Source organism: Dongia sp., assembly GCF_041905885.1.
Lineage (GTDB): Bacteria > Pseudomonadota > Alphaproteobacteria > Dongiales > Dongiaceae > Dongia.
Genome location: NZ_JAYRKD010000029.1, coordinates 63,465 through 77,291 on the forward strand (window position 1 = coordinate 63,465; position 13,827 = coordinate 77,291).

The 13,827-nt window shown below is 65.7% G+C and carries 14 protein-coding genes; 5 read left to right on the forward strand and 9 right to left on the reverse strand.

What is annotated here, in order from left to right; genetic code table 11:
• Positions 1-3: 3 nt before the first annotated feature.
• From ACH2CY_RS23145 to ACH2CY_RS23160, 4 genes are all read right to left on the reverse strand, one after another.
• The gene (locus ACH2CY_RS23145; RefSeq protein WP_395022057.1) at positions 4-1,479 is read right to left on the reverse strand and encodes a sugar ABC transporter ATP-binding protein; all 1,476 of its coding nucleotides are present in this window, start codon (positions 1,477-1,479) and stop codon (positions 4-6) included.
• 50 nt (positions 1,480-1,529) lie between these two features.
• Positions 1,530-2,555, reverse strand: coding sequence for an ABC transporter substrate-binding protein (locus tag ACH2CY_RS23150; RefSeq protein WP_395022058.1), 1,026 nt, complete (start codon positions 2,553-2,555; stop codon positions 1,530-1,532).
• A 245-nt stretch (positions 2,556-2,800) separates the two neighbouring features.
• Positions 2,801-3,775: a GntR family transcriptional regulator gene (locus tag ACH2CY_RS23155; RefSeq protein WP_395022059.1), complete on the reverse strand. Its 975-nt coding sequence runs from the start codon at positions 3,773-3,775 to the stop codon at positions 2,801-2,803.
• Between the two features lie 108 nt (positions 3,776-3,883).
• Positions 3,884-4,321: a hypothetical protein gene (locus tag ACH2CY_RS23160; protein WP_395022060.1), complete on the reverse strand. Its 438-nt coding sequence runs from the start codon at positions 4,319-4,321 to the stop codon at positions 3,884-3,886.
• A gap of 272 nt (positions 4,322-4,593) precedes the next feature.
• Between ACH2CY_RS23160 and ACH2CY_RS23165 the strand changes: the two genes are divergently transcribed.
• Positions 4,594-6,240: an ATP-binding protein gene (locus ACH2CY_RS23165; RefSeq protein ID WP_395022062.1), complete on the forward strand. Its 1,647-nt coding sequence runs from the start codon at positions 4,594-4,596 to the stop codon at positions 6,238-6,240.
• Between the two features lie 101 nt (positions 6,241-6,341).
• A complete protein-coding gene (locus tag ACH2CY_RS23170; protein ID WP_395022063.1) occupies positions 6,342-6,788 on the forward strand; it encodes a GNAT family N-acetyltransferase in 447 nt (148 codons plus the stop codon).
• Here the strand turns inward: ACH2CY_RS23170 and ACH2CY_RS23175 are convergent.
• From ACH2CY_RS23175 to wrbA, 5 genes are all read right to left on the reverse strand, one after another.
• Positions 6,785-7,615, reverse strand: a complete 831-nt coding sequence (locus ACH2CY_RS23175; RefSeq protein WP_395022064.1) for a polyphosphate kinase 2 family protein — start codon at positions 7,613-7,615, stop codon at positions 6,785-6,787. The two genes, ACH2CY_RS23170 and ACH2CY_RS23175, sit on opposite strands and share 4 nt — an antisense overlap.
• 26 nt (positions 7,616-7,641) lie before the next feature.
• Positions 7,642-9,225: a phosphoglycerate dehydrogenase gene (gene serA, locus ACH2CY_RS23180; protein ID WP_395022065.1), complete on the reverse strand. Its 1,584-nt coding sequence runs from the start codon at positions 9,223-9,225 to the stop codon at positions 7,642-7,644.
• Between the two features lie 2 nt (positions 9,226-9,227).
• Complete coding sequence (locus tag ACH2CY_RS23185) at positions 9,228-10,391, reverse strand: phosphoserine transaminase (protein ID WP_395022066.1); 1,164 nt, start codon at positions 10,389-10,391, stop codon at positions 9,228-9,230.
• A 122-nt stretch (positions 10,392-10,513) separates the two neighbouring features.
• Positions 10,514-11,089 (reverse strand): hydrolase, encoded by a 576-nt coding sequence (locus ACH2CY_RS23190; RefSeq protein WP_395022068.1) that lies wholly within the window; start codon positions 11,087-11,089, stop codon positions 10,514-10,516.
• A 126-nt stretch (positions 11,090-11,215) separates the two neighbouring features.
• Positions 11,216-11,848 (reverse strand): NAD(P)H:quinone oxidoreductase, encoded by a 633-nt coding sequence (gene wrbA / locus ACH2CY_RS23195; protein WP_395022069.1) that lies wholly within the window; start codon positions 11,846-11,848, stop codon positions 11,216-11,218.
• Between the two features lie 119 nt (positions 11,849-11,967).
• Here wrbA and ACH2CY_RS23200 point away from each other — a divergent pair, with 119 nt between their 5' ends.
• From ACH2CY_RS23200 to ACH2CY_RS23210, 3 genes are all read left to right on the forward strand, one after another.
• A complete protein-coding gene (locus ACH2CY_RS23200) occupies positions 11,968-12,912 on the forward strand; it encodes a LysR family transcriptional regulator (protein ID WP_395022072.1) in 945 nt (314 codons plus the stop codon).
• Positions 12,913-12,922: 10 nt separating this feature from the next.
• Entirely contained in the window at positions 12,923-13,606 is a 684-nt protein-coding gene (locus tag ACH2CY_RS23205) for a cytochrome b/b6 domain-containing protein (RefSeq protein WP_395022074.1), read from the forward strand.
• Between the two features lie 76 nt (positions 13,607-13,682).
• On the forward strand, positions 13,683-13,827 hold a 145-nt coding region (locus ACH2CY_RS23210), incomplete at its 3' end, for a transposase (RefSeq protein ID WP_395019029.1).

Sequence of the window (13,827 nt, forward strand, 5' to 3'; positions counted from 1 at the left end):
CCATCACGCGCTTTCCTTGAAGGAGGATTGCAGGATCTTCTGTTCGGTCATTTCCCCGCGCGGGAGGTCGGCGACGATGCGGCCGTTCCTGAAGACGTAGATGTGGTCGCAGTGGTTGAGCTCGTCCATTTCGGTCGTGTACCAGAGGAAGGTGCGCCCCGCGGCCGCCTCGGCGCGCAGCAGATCGTAGACTTCGAGCTTGGTGCCGACGTCGACGCCGCGCATCGGGTCGTCCATCAGCACGATCTCGGCATCGGAGCCCAGCGCCCGCGCGAACACCGCCTTCTGCTGGTTGCCGCCGGAGAGCGAGAGGATGTTGTTCGCCATGTCGGGCGTGCGGATCTTGATCCGCTGCTTCCAGAATTCGGCCATCTCGGTTTCCCGATCGGCATCCACCAGCCGGTGGCGCAGCATCCTCGGCAATGAACGCATCGTGACATTCCGCGCGATCGACCAGAGCGGGAAGATGCCCTCGGTCTGGCGGTCGCCGGCGATGAAGGCGGCCGGACCCTGCACGGTGACGCCGTGCATCCGACCGACCGAGCCGGCGAAAACCTGCAGCAGCATGGTGGTCTGTCCGTGGCCGGCCAACCCGGCGAGGCCGATGATCTCGCCACGATGGGCGACCAGCTCCTGGGCGTCGGTCTGCAACGCGGATTTCGCGCGCACGACCACCGGCGCCGCGCTGCGCTCCTGCGCGGCCTTCGCCTCGGACGCGGTCGCATGATGCTCGACCACCGTGCCCATGGCGCCCACCAGGGAATCGCGGTCGAAGGCCCGGGCCGGCCGTTCGGCGACGACCGCGCCGTCCTTCATGACCACGACCCGATCCGAGTATTGCAGGATCTCACCCAGGAGATGCGAGATCAGGATGACGCTTCGGCCCCTTGCGACCTCGCGCCGCACGAACTCCAGCAGCTGCTTCGCCGTCGCGGCGTCGAGCGAGGAGGTGGGCTCGTCGAGGATCACCAGGTGCAGCGGCGCGTCGGTGACCGTGAAGGCACGGGCGATCTCCACCATCTGGCGCTGGCCGAGGCTGAGATCGCTCACGGTGTCGCCCGGCGAGATTCCATGGCCGGGGAGGATCTCGTCCAGCTTCTCGCGGATGAGCCTGGCCGCGCGTTGCTTCCAGCCGAAGCCCTTGAGCGCCGGATGCATGATCCGGGTGTTCTCCGCCACGGTGAGATTGGGGCAGAGCGACAATTCCTGGAACACGCAGCGGATGCCGCTGCGATGCGCCGCCGTCACGGAATAACCGGCGGCCCGGTCCTGGCCTTGGATCTCGATCGCACCGGTATCCGGCGACAGGGTGCCGGCCAGCACGTTCATCAGCGTGGATTTGCCGGCGCCGTTATGGCCGACCAGCCCCAGACATTCGCCGGCGCCGACCGCAAGGTCGACGCCGGCCAGGGCGCGAACGGCGCCGAAGCTTTTCGCCACGCCCTTCAGGCTGACGATCTGCTCCGGCTGCGTTCCCATATGGTCCTCGTGTCTAATAGTCCGTCATTGCCGGGCTTGACGGCTTCAGCTTACTTGCCGGCGACGACCTTCTTCGCGTCTTCCAGCGAGTATTCGACGTTGGCGACGCCGCCCTTCTCGGTGTTGGCGAGATTGGCCTCCAGGTTGTCCTGGTCGATTCGCAGGAACGGCACGATCAGGTCCTTCGGCACTTCCTGGCCGTCGAGGATCATCTGCGCCACCCAGAAGGCGAGGGTGGAGACGCCGGGCGCGATCGAGACCGACATGGTCTTGTAGCCGTTCGCGTCCTTCTGCTCCTTCCACCACTTCAGCTCATCCTCGCGGTTGCCCATGATGATGAGCGGGGTCGGGCGGCCGGCGGCCTTGAAGGCCTGGGCCGCGCCGTAGCCGTCACCGCCCTGGGTGACCACGGCCTTGATCTCCGGCAGCGACGGCAGGATGCCGGCGACTTCCTTCTGCGCGACGTCCTGCGCCCAGTTGCCGTGCACCGAGCCGACGATCTTGAACTGCGGGTTCTCCTTGACGCCTTCCTCGATGCCGGCATGGATCTCGTCATCGACGAATACGCCCGCCAGGCCGCGGATCTCAAGCAGGTTGCCGCCATCCGGCATGTTGGCCTTCAGGTAGTCGAGCTCCGACTTGCCCATCGCCTTGAAGTCGACGGCGATGCGCCAGGCGCAGGGCTCGGTGACGATGCCGTCGAAGGAGACCACGACGATGCCGGCGTCGCAGGCCTGCTTGATCGCCGGGTTCAGCGCTTCCGGCGAGGCCGCGTTGACGACGATCGCGTTATAGCCCTGCAGGATCAGGTTCTGGATCTGCGCCGCCTGCTCGGTGACCTGGTTCTCCGAGGTGGTGAAGGGATCGGCCGCCGCGACCACGCCGTCGGCCACTGCCTGCTTGGTCACCTTGTCCCAGCTCTTCAACATCGCCTGGCGCCAGGAATTGCCGGCGTAGTTGTTGGAGAGGGCGATCTTCTTGTCCTTGGTGTCGGCCATGGCGCCGTTCTGGACCAGGCTGGCGCTGGCGATCGCCAGGCCAATCGCAGTCGCGCCGATCAGTGTCTTCTTAAGCATGGGTTATCCTCCGTTCTCCCGTGATGACGATGTTTGTGGTTTCTTGGGCTTGTGGTTCTTGGTTCGGGTCTCACGCCTTCTTGGCCTCCCGCGCCGGAGGAGACAGCATAAGACCGGCCTTAACTGAATAGTGCCCCTGTCTTCATGGTCGCGGTCAGCTCGCGCGATCTTGTTGCGGCGACGCTAACACGACCGATTTTCGCATGCAATGTTCATACAATTGCCGGGGCGGTCAAGAATGCGTGTCAGCCGATGTAGGGCAGATCCGAGCCGCCGAAGCTCCGGCGAAACACGGCCAGGCGATCGATGACCTTGGCCCGGGCAGTCCGCAGGTGGGCCAGCATCCGGGCTTCGACCTCCGCCGGGTCGTTGCGCAGCATCGGGCGGACGACATCCAGGTGCTCGGCCATGAACGGCTCGGCGGCGGGATAGGAAATCTGGGCGCCGAGCATGTGCTTCTGGGTGAAATGGAGGCAGCGGGTGCGTTTCAGCGCCTCCATGATCTCCTTGTTCCCGCAATAGCCGAGCATGGTTACGTGGAGGTCATGCTCCAGCGCATCCATCTCGGCGGCGCTGACCTTGGGATAGGCGGCGAGCGCCGCCTCCAGCCGCGAAGCCATGCCGGCGAGGATATCGGCCGGCACCCGGCCGATGCCGGCGGCCATGGCTTTGGGCTCCAGCAGCTCGCGGAGATCGTAGAGGTCGCAGACCCGCTTCTCGTCCAGCGGCACCACATACCAGCGCAGCCGCTCGTCCTTGGCGAGCAGACCGGTCGATTGCGCCTGGACCAGCACGTCATGGGCGACGGTGCGGCCGACCTTGTAGTGGCGCGCGAGCTCGACCTCGTTGACTCGGAACTTGCCCAGGGCCGAGTGGAAGATCAGCGCGCGCTCGACGCTGTCGTAGATCCGCTGCCAGGCCCAGGTCCGCGGCAGCTCCGGATTGGCCTCGTCGAGGCCGAGCAGGCCGGCGGTGACCGTCACGCGGCGCGGCGTCTTGGCTGAGCCGACCACGAAGCCGCGGCCATCGAAACGCTGGATCACCCCGCGCTCGGAGAGATCGCTCAGCGCCTGCTTCACCGGGGTCCGGCTCGAGCCGAAGATCGCCGCCAGCGAGCCTTCCATCAGGATGGTCCCGGGCGCCAGGCGGCCGGCCTTGATGCTGTCATGCAGGATCGCCGCGATCTTGCGATAGACCGGCAGTTCTTCTTGTTCTTGCATCGGCTTCATCCGCGGCGGGCTCCAGATCCGGCAACGGCACCGCCAGAGGCTAGCCGAATTTTCGGATAAGGGCGAGGATCGCGGCGTGCCGTCCTACCCGGAACCGGCCTATTTGCGCTTGGCCGCGAAGCGCTGGGCGTCGAGGTGGTGCAGCAGTTTCGTGCTCTGGGCCCGGACCTGGACGCAGAGCATGAGATTGTCGCCCGAGACCGACAGCGATTTTTCGGCGGTCCGCGGCAGTGGCACGCCAACCTGGCGGCAGTAGGCGATCATCGCCGCACCCAGCTTTTCGGCGGTGAATTCCCGTTCGTGGAGTTCCCCGGTGCTGTCGTCGCGGATTCCCAGGGTGACCGCGATGTCGGGCTCCGCGCGGACCGTGCAGCTTTCCAGCCGCCCGGGCGGCAGCGGCTGGCTGGCCGCGGTGGCCAGGAATTTGATCGCCGCAACCAGCGCGTCCTTGGGGAAGGTGATGGTGCGGACCTCGGACAGGGCGGGCAGCCCCAGGTCCGGGTTCGAATACCAGGTCTGCTCCTTGCTGGCCGTCATGCGCGGATCTTCGATCAGTTTTTAGGTAAACTCGGCATTGTTTCGATCTGTTCTGTAATAATGATAGGAAAACAAGTATTCATGGAAAAAAGTATAGAATAGACCCGTTACCCAATCGTAAAAGCGGGTTCCCCGCAAATCCTTGCCCGAAAAGAATATTTTCCGAATTCCCGCGATTGGAATTCGCGCGTCCGCCAGCTAATAATGCGTCAGGAATCAGCTGGGCGGTGGGCGCAGACCAGCCTGATCAAGGGTTTGGGGAGAATCAGTCGATGCCGGCGCAGATTGGCCAAGTGACGGAAGTCACCGGCTCCAACATCAAAGCCTTGATGGATGCGACCCAGCTCAACGCCGCCCAGTCGGGGTCCGGCGGCGACCAGGGTGTCACCGTCGGCAGCATGGTCGAGGTCCAGAGCGGGACCGCCCGTGTCCTCGGCATCGTCTCGGCGATCCGCAGCGCCGGCGCCGACAAGGGCGCCGTCATGGACATCAGCCTGGTCGGCCAGTTCGTCACCAATGCGAGCGGCGGCACGGACTTCAAGCGCGGCGTCGCGCGCTGGCCGTCGATCGGCTCACCGGTGGTAACGGTCGCCGAGGCCGATGCCGGCTCGGTGGTGAAGACCACCTCGACCAGCACCGTCCATATCGGCAAGGCCGAGTTCAACGGCACCCAGGACATCTATCTCGACGTCGACAACCTGCTGCGGACGCATTTCGCGATCTTCGGCTCGTCCGGCTCCGGTAAGACCTCGACCACCTCGGTGATCCTGCGGGCGATCCTGGAGCGCCTGCCGAATGCGCATATGGTGCTGCTGGATCCGCACAACGAGTATGAAGGCGCCTTCGCCGGCATGACCGAGCGCCTGACGCTGCAGACGTTGCGGCTGCCGTATTGGATGCTGCAGTTCAAGGAAATCTGCGCGGTCTTCAAGGTGCTGCCGGAATCCGACTACGCCTCGGAGGTGAAGATCCTGCGCGAGGCGGTGGTGCAGGCGAAGACGCTCTATGCCGGCATCGCCGCCGGCGGCGTTTCGAAGTCTCCGGCCGCGGCGACGGCGGGCACCTCGACCTCCAGCCTTAATCTCGACAGCCCGGTGCCGTTCCGCCTCTCGGACTTCCGCCGCATCATCAACGACATGATGGGCAAGCTCGACAATCCGGAAGCGATCCAGAGCTATCTGCGCGTTCTCAACCGGCTGGAAGAGCTCACCTCCGACGACCGCTACGGCTTCATGTTCGGCCCGCAATTCGTGCGCGACGTGATGGGCGAGGTGATCTGCCAGCTGACCCGCATCCCGGTCGAGGGCAAGCCGATCACCACCATCGACCTCTCCGACATCCCGGAAGAGATCGTGGACGTGGTGGTCTCGGTTGTCTTCCGCACCATCTTCTCCTTCGCGGTCTGGAGCGGCGAAGAGGGCGCGGTGCCGACCGTGTTGGTCTGCGAGGAAGCGCACCGCTATCTCTGGGACGACCGCAGCGGCAAGACCATCTCGCTCGCGGTGCACGCCGCCGGCCAGGTGGCGAAGGAAGGCCGCAAGTACGGTGTGGGCCTCGGCGTCATCTCGCAACGTCCGTCGGAAGTCTCGCCGTCGATCGTGTCGCAATGCGGCACCATCATCACGCTCCGCCTCGGCAACGAGCGCGACCTCGCCTTCGTGAAGAACGCGCTGCCGGATTCGGCCGCGGGCCTGATGCAGGCGCTGCCGGCGCTCAACACCCGCGAGGCGATCGTGTTCGGCCAGGGCGTCGCCTTCCCGACCCGTCTCACGGTCAACGAGCTGCCGGCCTCGGCGCGGCCGCGGCAGAAGGTGAAGTCCTTCATGGAGGCCTGGTCGAACGACACCACCGATACCGGCCTGGTCGCCCGCACCATTGAGCGCTGGCGCTCGCGCCTGCATCACATCCGCCGGGCCTGATCGCGGCGCATGGATCTGCGTCGGCGACTCTGGTCGGCGGTGATCGGCGCGCTCCTGGCGCTGGCGACGCTGGCGCTGTTCTATCATTTTGCCCAGACGCCGTGACCGCGGCGGTCCGCAAGGCTGAACGCGCCGATCTCGCGGCGATCGTCGCCATGCTGGCCGACGACGTGCTGGGGCAGTCGCGCGAGGCGCCCGGCGATCCGGCTTACGAAGCGGCCTTCGCCGCGATGGAACGCGACCCGAACCAGTTTCCGGCGGTGCTCGAGGATGATGGCGAAGTCGTCGGCTATCTGCAGCTCAGCTTCATTCCCGGCCTCTCGCTGAAGGGCATGTTGCGCGGCCAGATCGAGAGCGTACGCGTGGCCTCATCCCGCCGCGGTCAGCGGCTGGGCCATGTGCTGCTCGAATGGGCGATCGCCGAGTGCCGCCGCCGCGGCTGCGGCATGGTGCAGCTCGCGATGAACAAATCCCGCGACGACACCCTGCGCTTCTACAAGTCGCTGGGCTTCGTCACCAGCCATGAAGGCCTGAAGCTGTCGCTCTAGTCGCCCCGGCTCTTGCGCGGCTTGCCGCGGCGCTCGACCAGGGGCACGTCGCCAAATTCCTTGTGCGCGATCTTCAGCACCTTGGGGTCGATGATGGGCTCGCTCCACTTCATGCCCTTGTGCAGGGCCTCGACGATGGCGCCGATCGCGGCGAGCCGGGCCGACGGCTTGTGGTCCGACTGGATCGCGTGCCAGGGCGCATGCTTGGTCGAGGTCTTGTCGAACATGTCCTCGATCGCCTTGACGTAGTCGTCCCACTTGTCGCGGTTGCGGAAGTCCTCGTAGGAGAGCTTCCAGCGCTTCAAGGGGTCGCGCAGGCGGTCCTCGAAGCGCTTCAGCTGCTCATCCTTGGTGACGGAGAGGAACAGCTTGACGACGCGGAAGCCCTCGTCGTTCAGCTGCCGCTCGAAGTCGTTGATCTCGCCATAGGCGCGCTTCCAGGCTTCAGGCGCGGCGAAGCCCTCGACCCTTTCCACCAGCACCCGTCCGTACCAGGAGCGATCGAAGATCGCGAGCTGACCCTTGGAGGGCATCCGGGTCCAGAAGCGCTGCAGGTAATGCTGCTTCTGCTCGATCGCATCCGGTGCACCGATCGGCCAGACCTTGAGGCTCCTGGGGTCGAGCGCCCAGGCGATGCGCCGGATCGTGCCGCCCTTGCCGGCGGCGTCCATCCCCTCGAACACGATGACCGCCCGGTCGCCGGTGAAGAGATAGGCATGCTGCGCCCGCTCCAGCTTCTTCTGGAGCTCCGTGAGGCGCACGTCATAGCTCGCCTCTTCCAGCTTCGCGAGGGGCTTCAGCTTGTCGAGGCGGATCTTCTTGGCCATGGCGGTCTCCTTTTCCGCCGAGGCTATCAGAAATTCAGCGCTTTCGCCTGCTTCACGCCGGGGAGGGCCTGGACCTCGTCGATCAGGTGGTTGGGGAGCGCGCCGTCGATCTCCACCAGGGCGATCGCGTCCTGGCCGGGCGCCGAGCGGCCGAGGGCGAAGGTCGCGATGTTGACCTTGTGGTCGCCGAGCAGCGTGCCCAGCCGGCCGATGAAGCCCGGCTTGTCCTCGTTGGTGACGTAGAGCATGTTCGGCCCCAATTCGGCGTCGATCTTGATGCCCTTGATCTCGACCACCCGGGGCCGGTGGTCGGCGAACAGGGTGCCGGCCACGTCGCGACGCCAGCGCTCGCTTTCGACGCTCAAGCGAATGAGGGTGTGGAAGTCACCTTCGCGGTCGGTCTTCACCTCGGAGACCTCGATGTCGCGTTCCTTGGCGACCAGCGGCGCGTTGACCATGTTCACGGAATCGAGCTGCGGCTTCAGCAGCCCCTGCAGCAGGATCGCGGTGAGCGGCCGGGTGTTGAGGCCGGCGACATGGCCTTCGTATTCGACGATCACCTTGCGGATGCCGGTCTCGGTGGCCTGGCCGGCGAAGGCGCCCAATTGCTCGGCGAGCTTCATGTAGGGCCGCAGCCGCGGCGCTTCCTCGACCGTGACCGAGGCCATGTTGATCGCGTTGGTGACGGCGCCGTGCAGCAGAAAGTCCGCCATCTGCTCGGCGACCTGGACCGCGACGTTGAACTGCGCCTCGGTCGAGGAGGCGCCGAGATGCGGCGTGCAGACCACGTTCGGGTTGTTGAACAGGATGTTCGTCTTGGCCGGCTCCTCGGAGAAGACGTCGAGGGCGGCGCCGGCGACCTGACCGGAATCGAGGGCCGCTTTCAGGTCGGCTTCGACCACCAGGCCGCCGCGGGCGCAGTTGATCAGCCGCACGCCCGGCTTGCACTTCGCCAAAGCTTCGGCGTTGATGATGCCGCGGGTCTGGTCGGTCAGCGGCGTATGCAGGCTGATGAAATCGGCACGCTTCAGCAGGGTGTCGAGCTCGACCTTCTCGACGCCGAGATCGACGGCGCGTTCAGGCGACAGGAAGGGATCGAAGGCGATCACCTTCATCTTCAGGCCCTGCGCCCGGTCGGCGACGATCGAGCCGATGTTGCCGCAGCCGACGATGCCCAGCACCTTGGCGTAGAGTTCGACGCCGACGAAGCGCGACTTCTCCCACTTCCCGTCATGGGTGGTGCGGTCGGCCAGGGGGATATGCCGCGCCAGCGCCATCATCATCGCCACCGAATGCTCGGCGGTGGTGATGTTGTTGCCGAAGGGCGTGTTCATCACACAGATGCCGCGCGCGGTCGCGGCCTTGATGTCGATGTTGTCGACGCCGATGCCGGCGCGGCCGATCACCTTCAGGTCCTTGGCCGCGGCGATCACCTCGGCCGTAGCCTTGGTGGCCGAGCGCACGGCGAGGCCGTCGAATCCGGCGATGATCTCGATCAGCTCCTTCGGCTTGAGACCGGTCTTCACTTCGACATCGACGCCGCGATCCTGGAAGATCTGCACCGCTTCCGGGGCGAGCTCGTCGGCGATCAGGACTTTGGGCTTGCTCATGATCAGGCTGCCTTCTCGGTCTTGGCTTTGACTTGCGCGTAGGCCCAATCCAGCCACGGCAGCAGCGCCGCGATGTCGGTGGCTTCCACGGTGGCGCCGCACCAGATCCGCAGGCCCGGCGGCGCATCGCGATAGGCGCCGAGGTCGAAGCCGACGCCTTCCGCCTCGATCGCCGCGGCGAGCTGCTTGGCGACGTCCTGCTGGGCCTCGGAACCCAGTGCACGGAACCAGGGATCGACGATCTTCAGGCAGACGCTGGTGGTCGAGCGGGTCTTCGCATCCTCCGCCAGGAAGGCGGCCCAGGGTGAGCGGGCAACCCAGTCGGAGAGCACCGCGATGTTGGCCTCGGTGCGGCCGATCAGTGCCTTCAAGCCGCCGATCCGCTCGGCCCAGGCGAGTGCATCGAGTTGATCCTCGACGCAGAGCATCGAGGGCGTGTTGATGGTCTCGCCCTTGAAGATGCCTTCCGAGAGCTTGCCGCTCGCGGTCATGCGGAAAACCTTGGGCAGCGGCCAGGCCGGCTTATGGGTGGTGAGGCGCTCCACGGCGCGCGGCGAGAGCGCGATCATGCCATGTGCCGCCTCGCCACCCAGCACCTTCTGCCAGGACCAGGTCACGACATCGAGCCGATCCCAGGGGAGATCCATCGCGAAGGCCGCGGAGGTCGCGTCGCAGATCGTGAGCCCGCCGCGGTCGGCCGGCATCCAGTCGCCGGCGGGGAGGCGCACGCCGGAGGTGGTGCCGTTCCAGCAGAAGACCAGGTCATGCGACCAGTCGATCGCCTTGAGATCGGGCAGGGCGCCATAGGGCGCTTCCAGCACGGTCGCGTTCAACTTCAATTGGCCGGTGATGTCCTTGGCCCAGTCTTTGGAGAAGCTCTCGAAGGCGAGCACGGTGACCGGCTTCGGCCCCAGCAGCGACCAGAGCGCCATCTCGACCGCGCCGGTATCCGAGCCGGGCACGATGCCGATGCGATAGTCGGCGGGCACGCCGAGAATCTTGCGGGAGCGATCGATGACTTCGGCGAGCTTGGCCTTGCCGGGCTTCGATCGGTGCGAGCGGCCGAGCGCCGCGTTTTCGAGGAGGGAGAGAGTCCAGCCCGGGCGCTTGGCGCAGGGCCCAGACGAAAAAAGCGGCCGCTGAGGCCGCCCCGTCGGACGTGTCATCGGCGTTCCTTCCAGAACGATGCGCTCCGGTGGGGGAGCGTGGCCCGCCGCCGATATTCAGGATATTCGCAGGCCTGTCAATTGTGTTTGTCGGCCACGGCGAGATGTACGCAGCCACCCTATCAGGCCAGTGCCGCCGCGATCTCCGCGCTCGAGCGGATCAAGGAAACGCGCGGGAGTGTCTTCTCGATCGCGAATTCATGCAGGCCCGGGCCGACGCTGCTGCACGCATCCTTGGCGACGATGACGGTGTAATTGTTCTGCCAGGCATCGCGGGCCGAGGACTCGACGCCGAAATTGGTGGCGATGCCGCCGAAGATCACGTGGGTGATGCCGCGCCGGCGGAGCTGCAGGTCGAGCTCGGTGCCATAGAACGCGCTCCAATGCCGCTTGGTGAGCCAGAGATCGGGCGCGATCGCCGCGACTTCGGCGGCATATTCCGACCAGTCGGCGGGCAGGCCGCCCGGCGGCAGGATCATCGGCACGTCGGTCTTGCCCTGCGGCCGATCCGCATAGTCGCCGGCAAAGGCAACGCGGACATAGACCAGGAGCGCGCCGGCCTTGCGGCAGTGCTGCGCCAGGGCCGATGTCGTGGCGACCAGGTCCGCGGCGGAATGCGGCGAAAGCGGAAAGCCGAGCGTGCCCTTCTGCACGTCGATGAGCACGAGCGCGGTCGTCTTGGCGTCGAGTGTCAGCATGCTGAGGCCCCGATCCGGATTCGATGGCGAGCTATATGGGTGCGGCCGTCCCGGCGCAACGGTCAAAGCCAAACGGCCGGAGCAGCGCGGCTCCGGCCGTCTTTCGTCCGTCCCTGCGGTCGAAGCTTACTCGGCGGCCTTGGCGAGCGCGGTCGCGCCGGCCTGGAGCTTCGCCGCGATCCTCGCCACGTGCTCGCCCTGAAAGCGGGCCATGCCGAGTTCCTGCTCGCTCGGCTGGCGGCTGCCGTCGCCGCCGGCGATGGTCGAGGCACCGTAGGGCGAGCCGCCCTTGATCTCATCGACGCCCATCTGCGCCTGGCAGGAATAGGGCAGGCCGACCACGGCCATGCCGTGGTGGAACAGCACGGTGTGGAAGCTGGTGATGGTGGTTTCCTGGCCGCCATGCTGGGTGGCGCTGGAGGCGAAGACGCTGCCGACCTTGCCGACCAACGCGCCCTTCATCCAGAGCCCGCCGGTCTGGTCGAGGAAGGTCTTCATCTGCGCCGCCATGTTGCCGTAGCGGGTCGGCGTGCCGAAGATGATCGCGTCATAGTCGCCGAGCTCGTCGACGGTCGCGACCGGCGCCGCCTGGTCCAGCTTGAAATGGTGCTGCTTGGCGATGTCGGCCGGCACCGTCTCGGGCACGCGCTTCACGACGACTTCGGCGCCGCCAACCTTCTTGGCGCCCTCGGCAATGGCCTGCGCCATCTTCTCGATATGGCCGTAGCTCGAATAGTAAAGCACCAGCACTTTGGTCATGACTCTCTCCGGGGAATCTTCTGGGTCGGGAGTTGATATTTCGTCCCGGAGCGAGCCGGTGACAATCGCGCTTGAAGTGATAAGATTGTCAACGCAGACGGAACAATGGCGGAGTTCAAATGGACCAGGTCGCGGCGATGCGAAGCTTCCGCAAGGTGCTCGAGCTCGGCTCCTTTTCCGCGGCGGCGCGCCAGCTCGGGCTTTCCAAGGCCGCGGTTTCCAAGCAGGTCTCGGAGCTCGAGGCCTATCTCGGCGCCACCTTGATCCACCGCACGACCCGCCGGTTGCACCCGACCGATGCCGGCCAGGCTTACTTCGAGAGCGCGGCCTCGCTGCTCGATGAATTGGAGGCGGCGGATGCTGCGGTCCGGCATCTGCAGTCCGAGCCGGCAGGAACCTTGCGGGTCAGCGTGCCCAGCGCCTTCGGCCAGGTCTGTCTTTCCGCCATGCTGTCGGAGCTCTGCCGCCGCCACCCGAAGCTCACCGTCTCGGTCGAGGCGACCGATCGGCTGGTGGACCTGGTGGAGGAGGGGTTCGACGCCGCGATCCGGATCCGTGCGACCCTGCCGGATTCGACGCTGATCGCCAAACGCATCCGCCAGATCCCGATCCATGTCGTGGCCGCGCCCGGCTATCTCAAGGCCCACGGCACGCCGCAGAAGCCGGAAGATCTCGCCCAGCACAACTGCTTCATCTACACCTTGAGCAGCCGACCGTTTGAATGGAGCTTCAAGGGCGCGCGTCAGGTGAAGGTGCGCGGCACCATCCACGCCAATCACGGACATTTGTTGTTGGAGCCGCTGCGCGACGGCGAGGGAATTGCCATGCTGCCGGAGTTCCTGCTGGCGCAGGATCTCGAGAAGGGGACGATCGTGTCAATCCTCAGCAAGTTCCCGACGAATCCGCTGACGCTGTTCGTCGTTTATCCGCCGAGCCGGCATTCCAGCCCGAAGATCCGCGCCCTGGTCGATATCGTCAGCGAGTGGTTTGCCCCCAACCAGACCTGGGAGACCGCGATGGATAAGCCAGCCGCGCGCCGCCGCGCCGCCCTCAAGCAGAGGTAGCGCAACCTCCATGGCGCCTAACGATTCAGTCGCCGCCGCCGATCTGGCGCCGGTCCGGGTCTGGGACCCCTACGTCCGGGCCTTCCACTGGCTGCTGGTGATCGGCATCGTCGCCTCCTGGATCAGCGGCGAGAATGGCTGGATGGAGACGCATTACCAGATCGGCCTCGCCGTCGGCGGGCTGATCCTGTTTCGCATCCTCTGGGGCTTCGTCGGCTCACTGACCGCGCGCTTCACCCAGTTCATCAAGGGGCCGGGCGCGGTCGTCGCCTATATGAAGACCGTGTTCGCGCGCAAACCGTCGCATGCCTTCGGCCACAATGCCGGCGGCGGCTTGATGGTGCTGGTTCTGCTGGCGGCGGTCGGGGTCCAGGCGTGCAGCGGGCTGTTCAACGCCGATGACGTGATTTTCGAAGGGCCATTCTACGACAATGTCTCGGAAGCCACGGCCAAGTTTGCCGGCTTCGTGCACGGGTGGCTGTTCAACATCCTGCTGGCGCTGATCGCGCTGCATGTCCTGGTCATTGCGGTCTATTTCTTCTGGAAGCGCGAGAACCTGGTGCGGGCCATGGTGACGGGCCGGGCTCAGCTTCCAAAAGGAATCGGCGAGGCTGACTTTGCCTCGCCGTTCCGGGCCTTGATCGTCGCCGCGATCGCCGCGGTGCCGCCGATCCTGATCTACGTGCTGAACTAGGTTCTGTACTCATAAAGGGGATTCCCGCGAAGTCGGGATTGTGATTCAAACTCCCTAGACGAAAGGGAGTTTGGTCATGGCTCGCTTTGATTTATCAGACCGGGAGTGGTCGATCATCGCGCCGTTGCTGCCGAACAAGCCGCGCGGCGTGCCACGGCAGGACGATCGCCGGATCCTGAATGGCATCTTCTACATCTTGCGGACCGGTTCACCGTGGCGGG

Bases quoted from the DNA above. Each gene is read 5' to 3' on its own strand.
- ACH2CY_RS23155 (WP_395022059.1), bottom strand. From the start codon at position 3,775: ATGCAAGAACAAGAAGAACTGCCGGTCTATCGCAAGATCGCGGCGATC.
- ACH2CY_RS23150 (WP_395022058.1), bottom strand. From the start codon at position 2,555: ATGCTTAAGAAGACACTGATCGGCGCGACTGCGATTGGCCTGGCGATC.
- ACH2CY_RS23200 (WP_395022072.1), top strand. From the start codon at position 11,968: ATGGACCAGGTCGCGGCGATGCGAAGCTTCCGCAAGGTGCTCGAGCTC.
- serA (WP_395022065.1), bottom strand. From the start codon at position 9,225: ATGAGCAAGCCCAAAGTCCTGATCGCCGACGAGCTCGCCCCGGAAGCG.
- wrbA (WP_395022069.1), bottom strand. From the start codon at position 11,848: ATGACCAAAGTGCTGGTGCTTTACTATTCGAGCTACGGCCATATCGAG.
- ACH2CY_RS23145 (WP_395022057.1), bottom strand. From the start codon at position 1,479: ATGGGAACGCAGCCGGAGCAGATCGTCAGCCTGAAGGGCGTGGCGAAA.
- ACH2CY_RS23185 (WP_395022066.1), bottom strand. From the start codon at position 10,391: ATGACACGTCCGACGGGGCGGCCTCAGCGGCCGCTTTTTTCGTCTGGG.
- ACH2CY_RS23205 (WP_395022074.1), top strand. From the start codon at position 12,923: ATGGCGCCTAACGATTCAGTCGCCGCCGCCGATCTGGCGCCGGTCCGG.
- ACH2CY_RS23165 (WP_395022062.1), top strand. From the start codon at position 4,594: ATGCCGGCGCAGATTGGCCAAGTGACGGAAGTCACCGGCTCCAACATC.
- ACH2CY_RS23175 (WP_395022064.1), bottom strand. From the start codon at position 7,615: ATGGCCAAGAAGATCCGCCTCGACAAGCTGAAGCCCCTCGCGAAGCTG.
- ACH2CY_RS23160 (WP_395022060.1), bottom strand. From the start codon at position 4,321: ATGACGGCCAGCAAGGAGCAGACCTGGTATTCGAACCCGGACCTGGGG.
- ACH2CY_RS23190 (WP_395022068.1), bottom strand. From the start codon at position 11,089: ATGCTGACACTCGACGCCAAGACGACCGCGCTCGTGCTCATCGACGTG.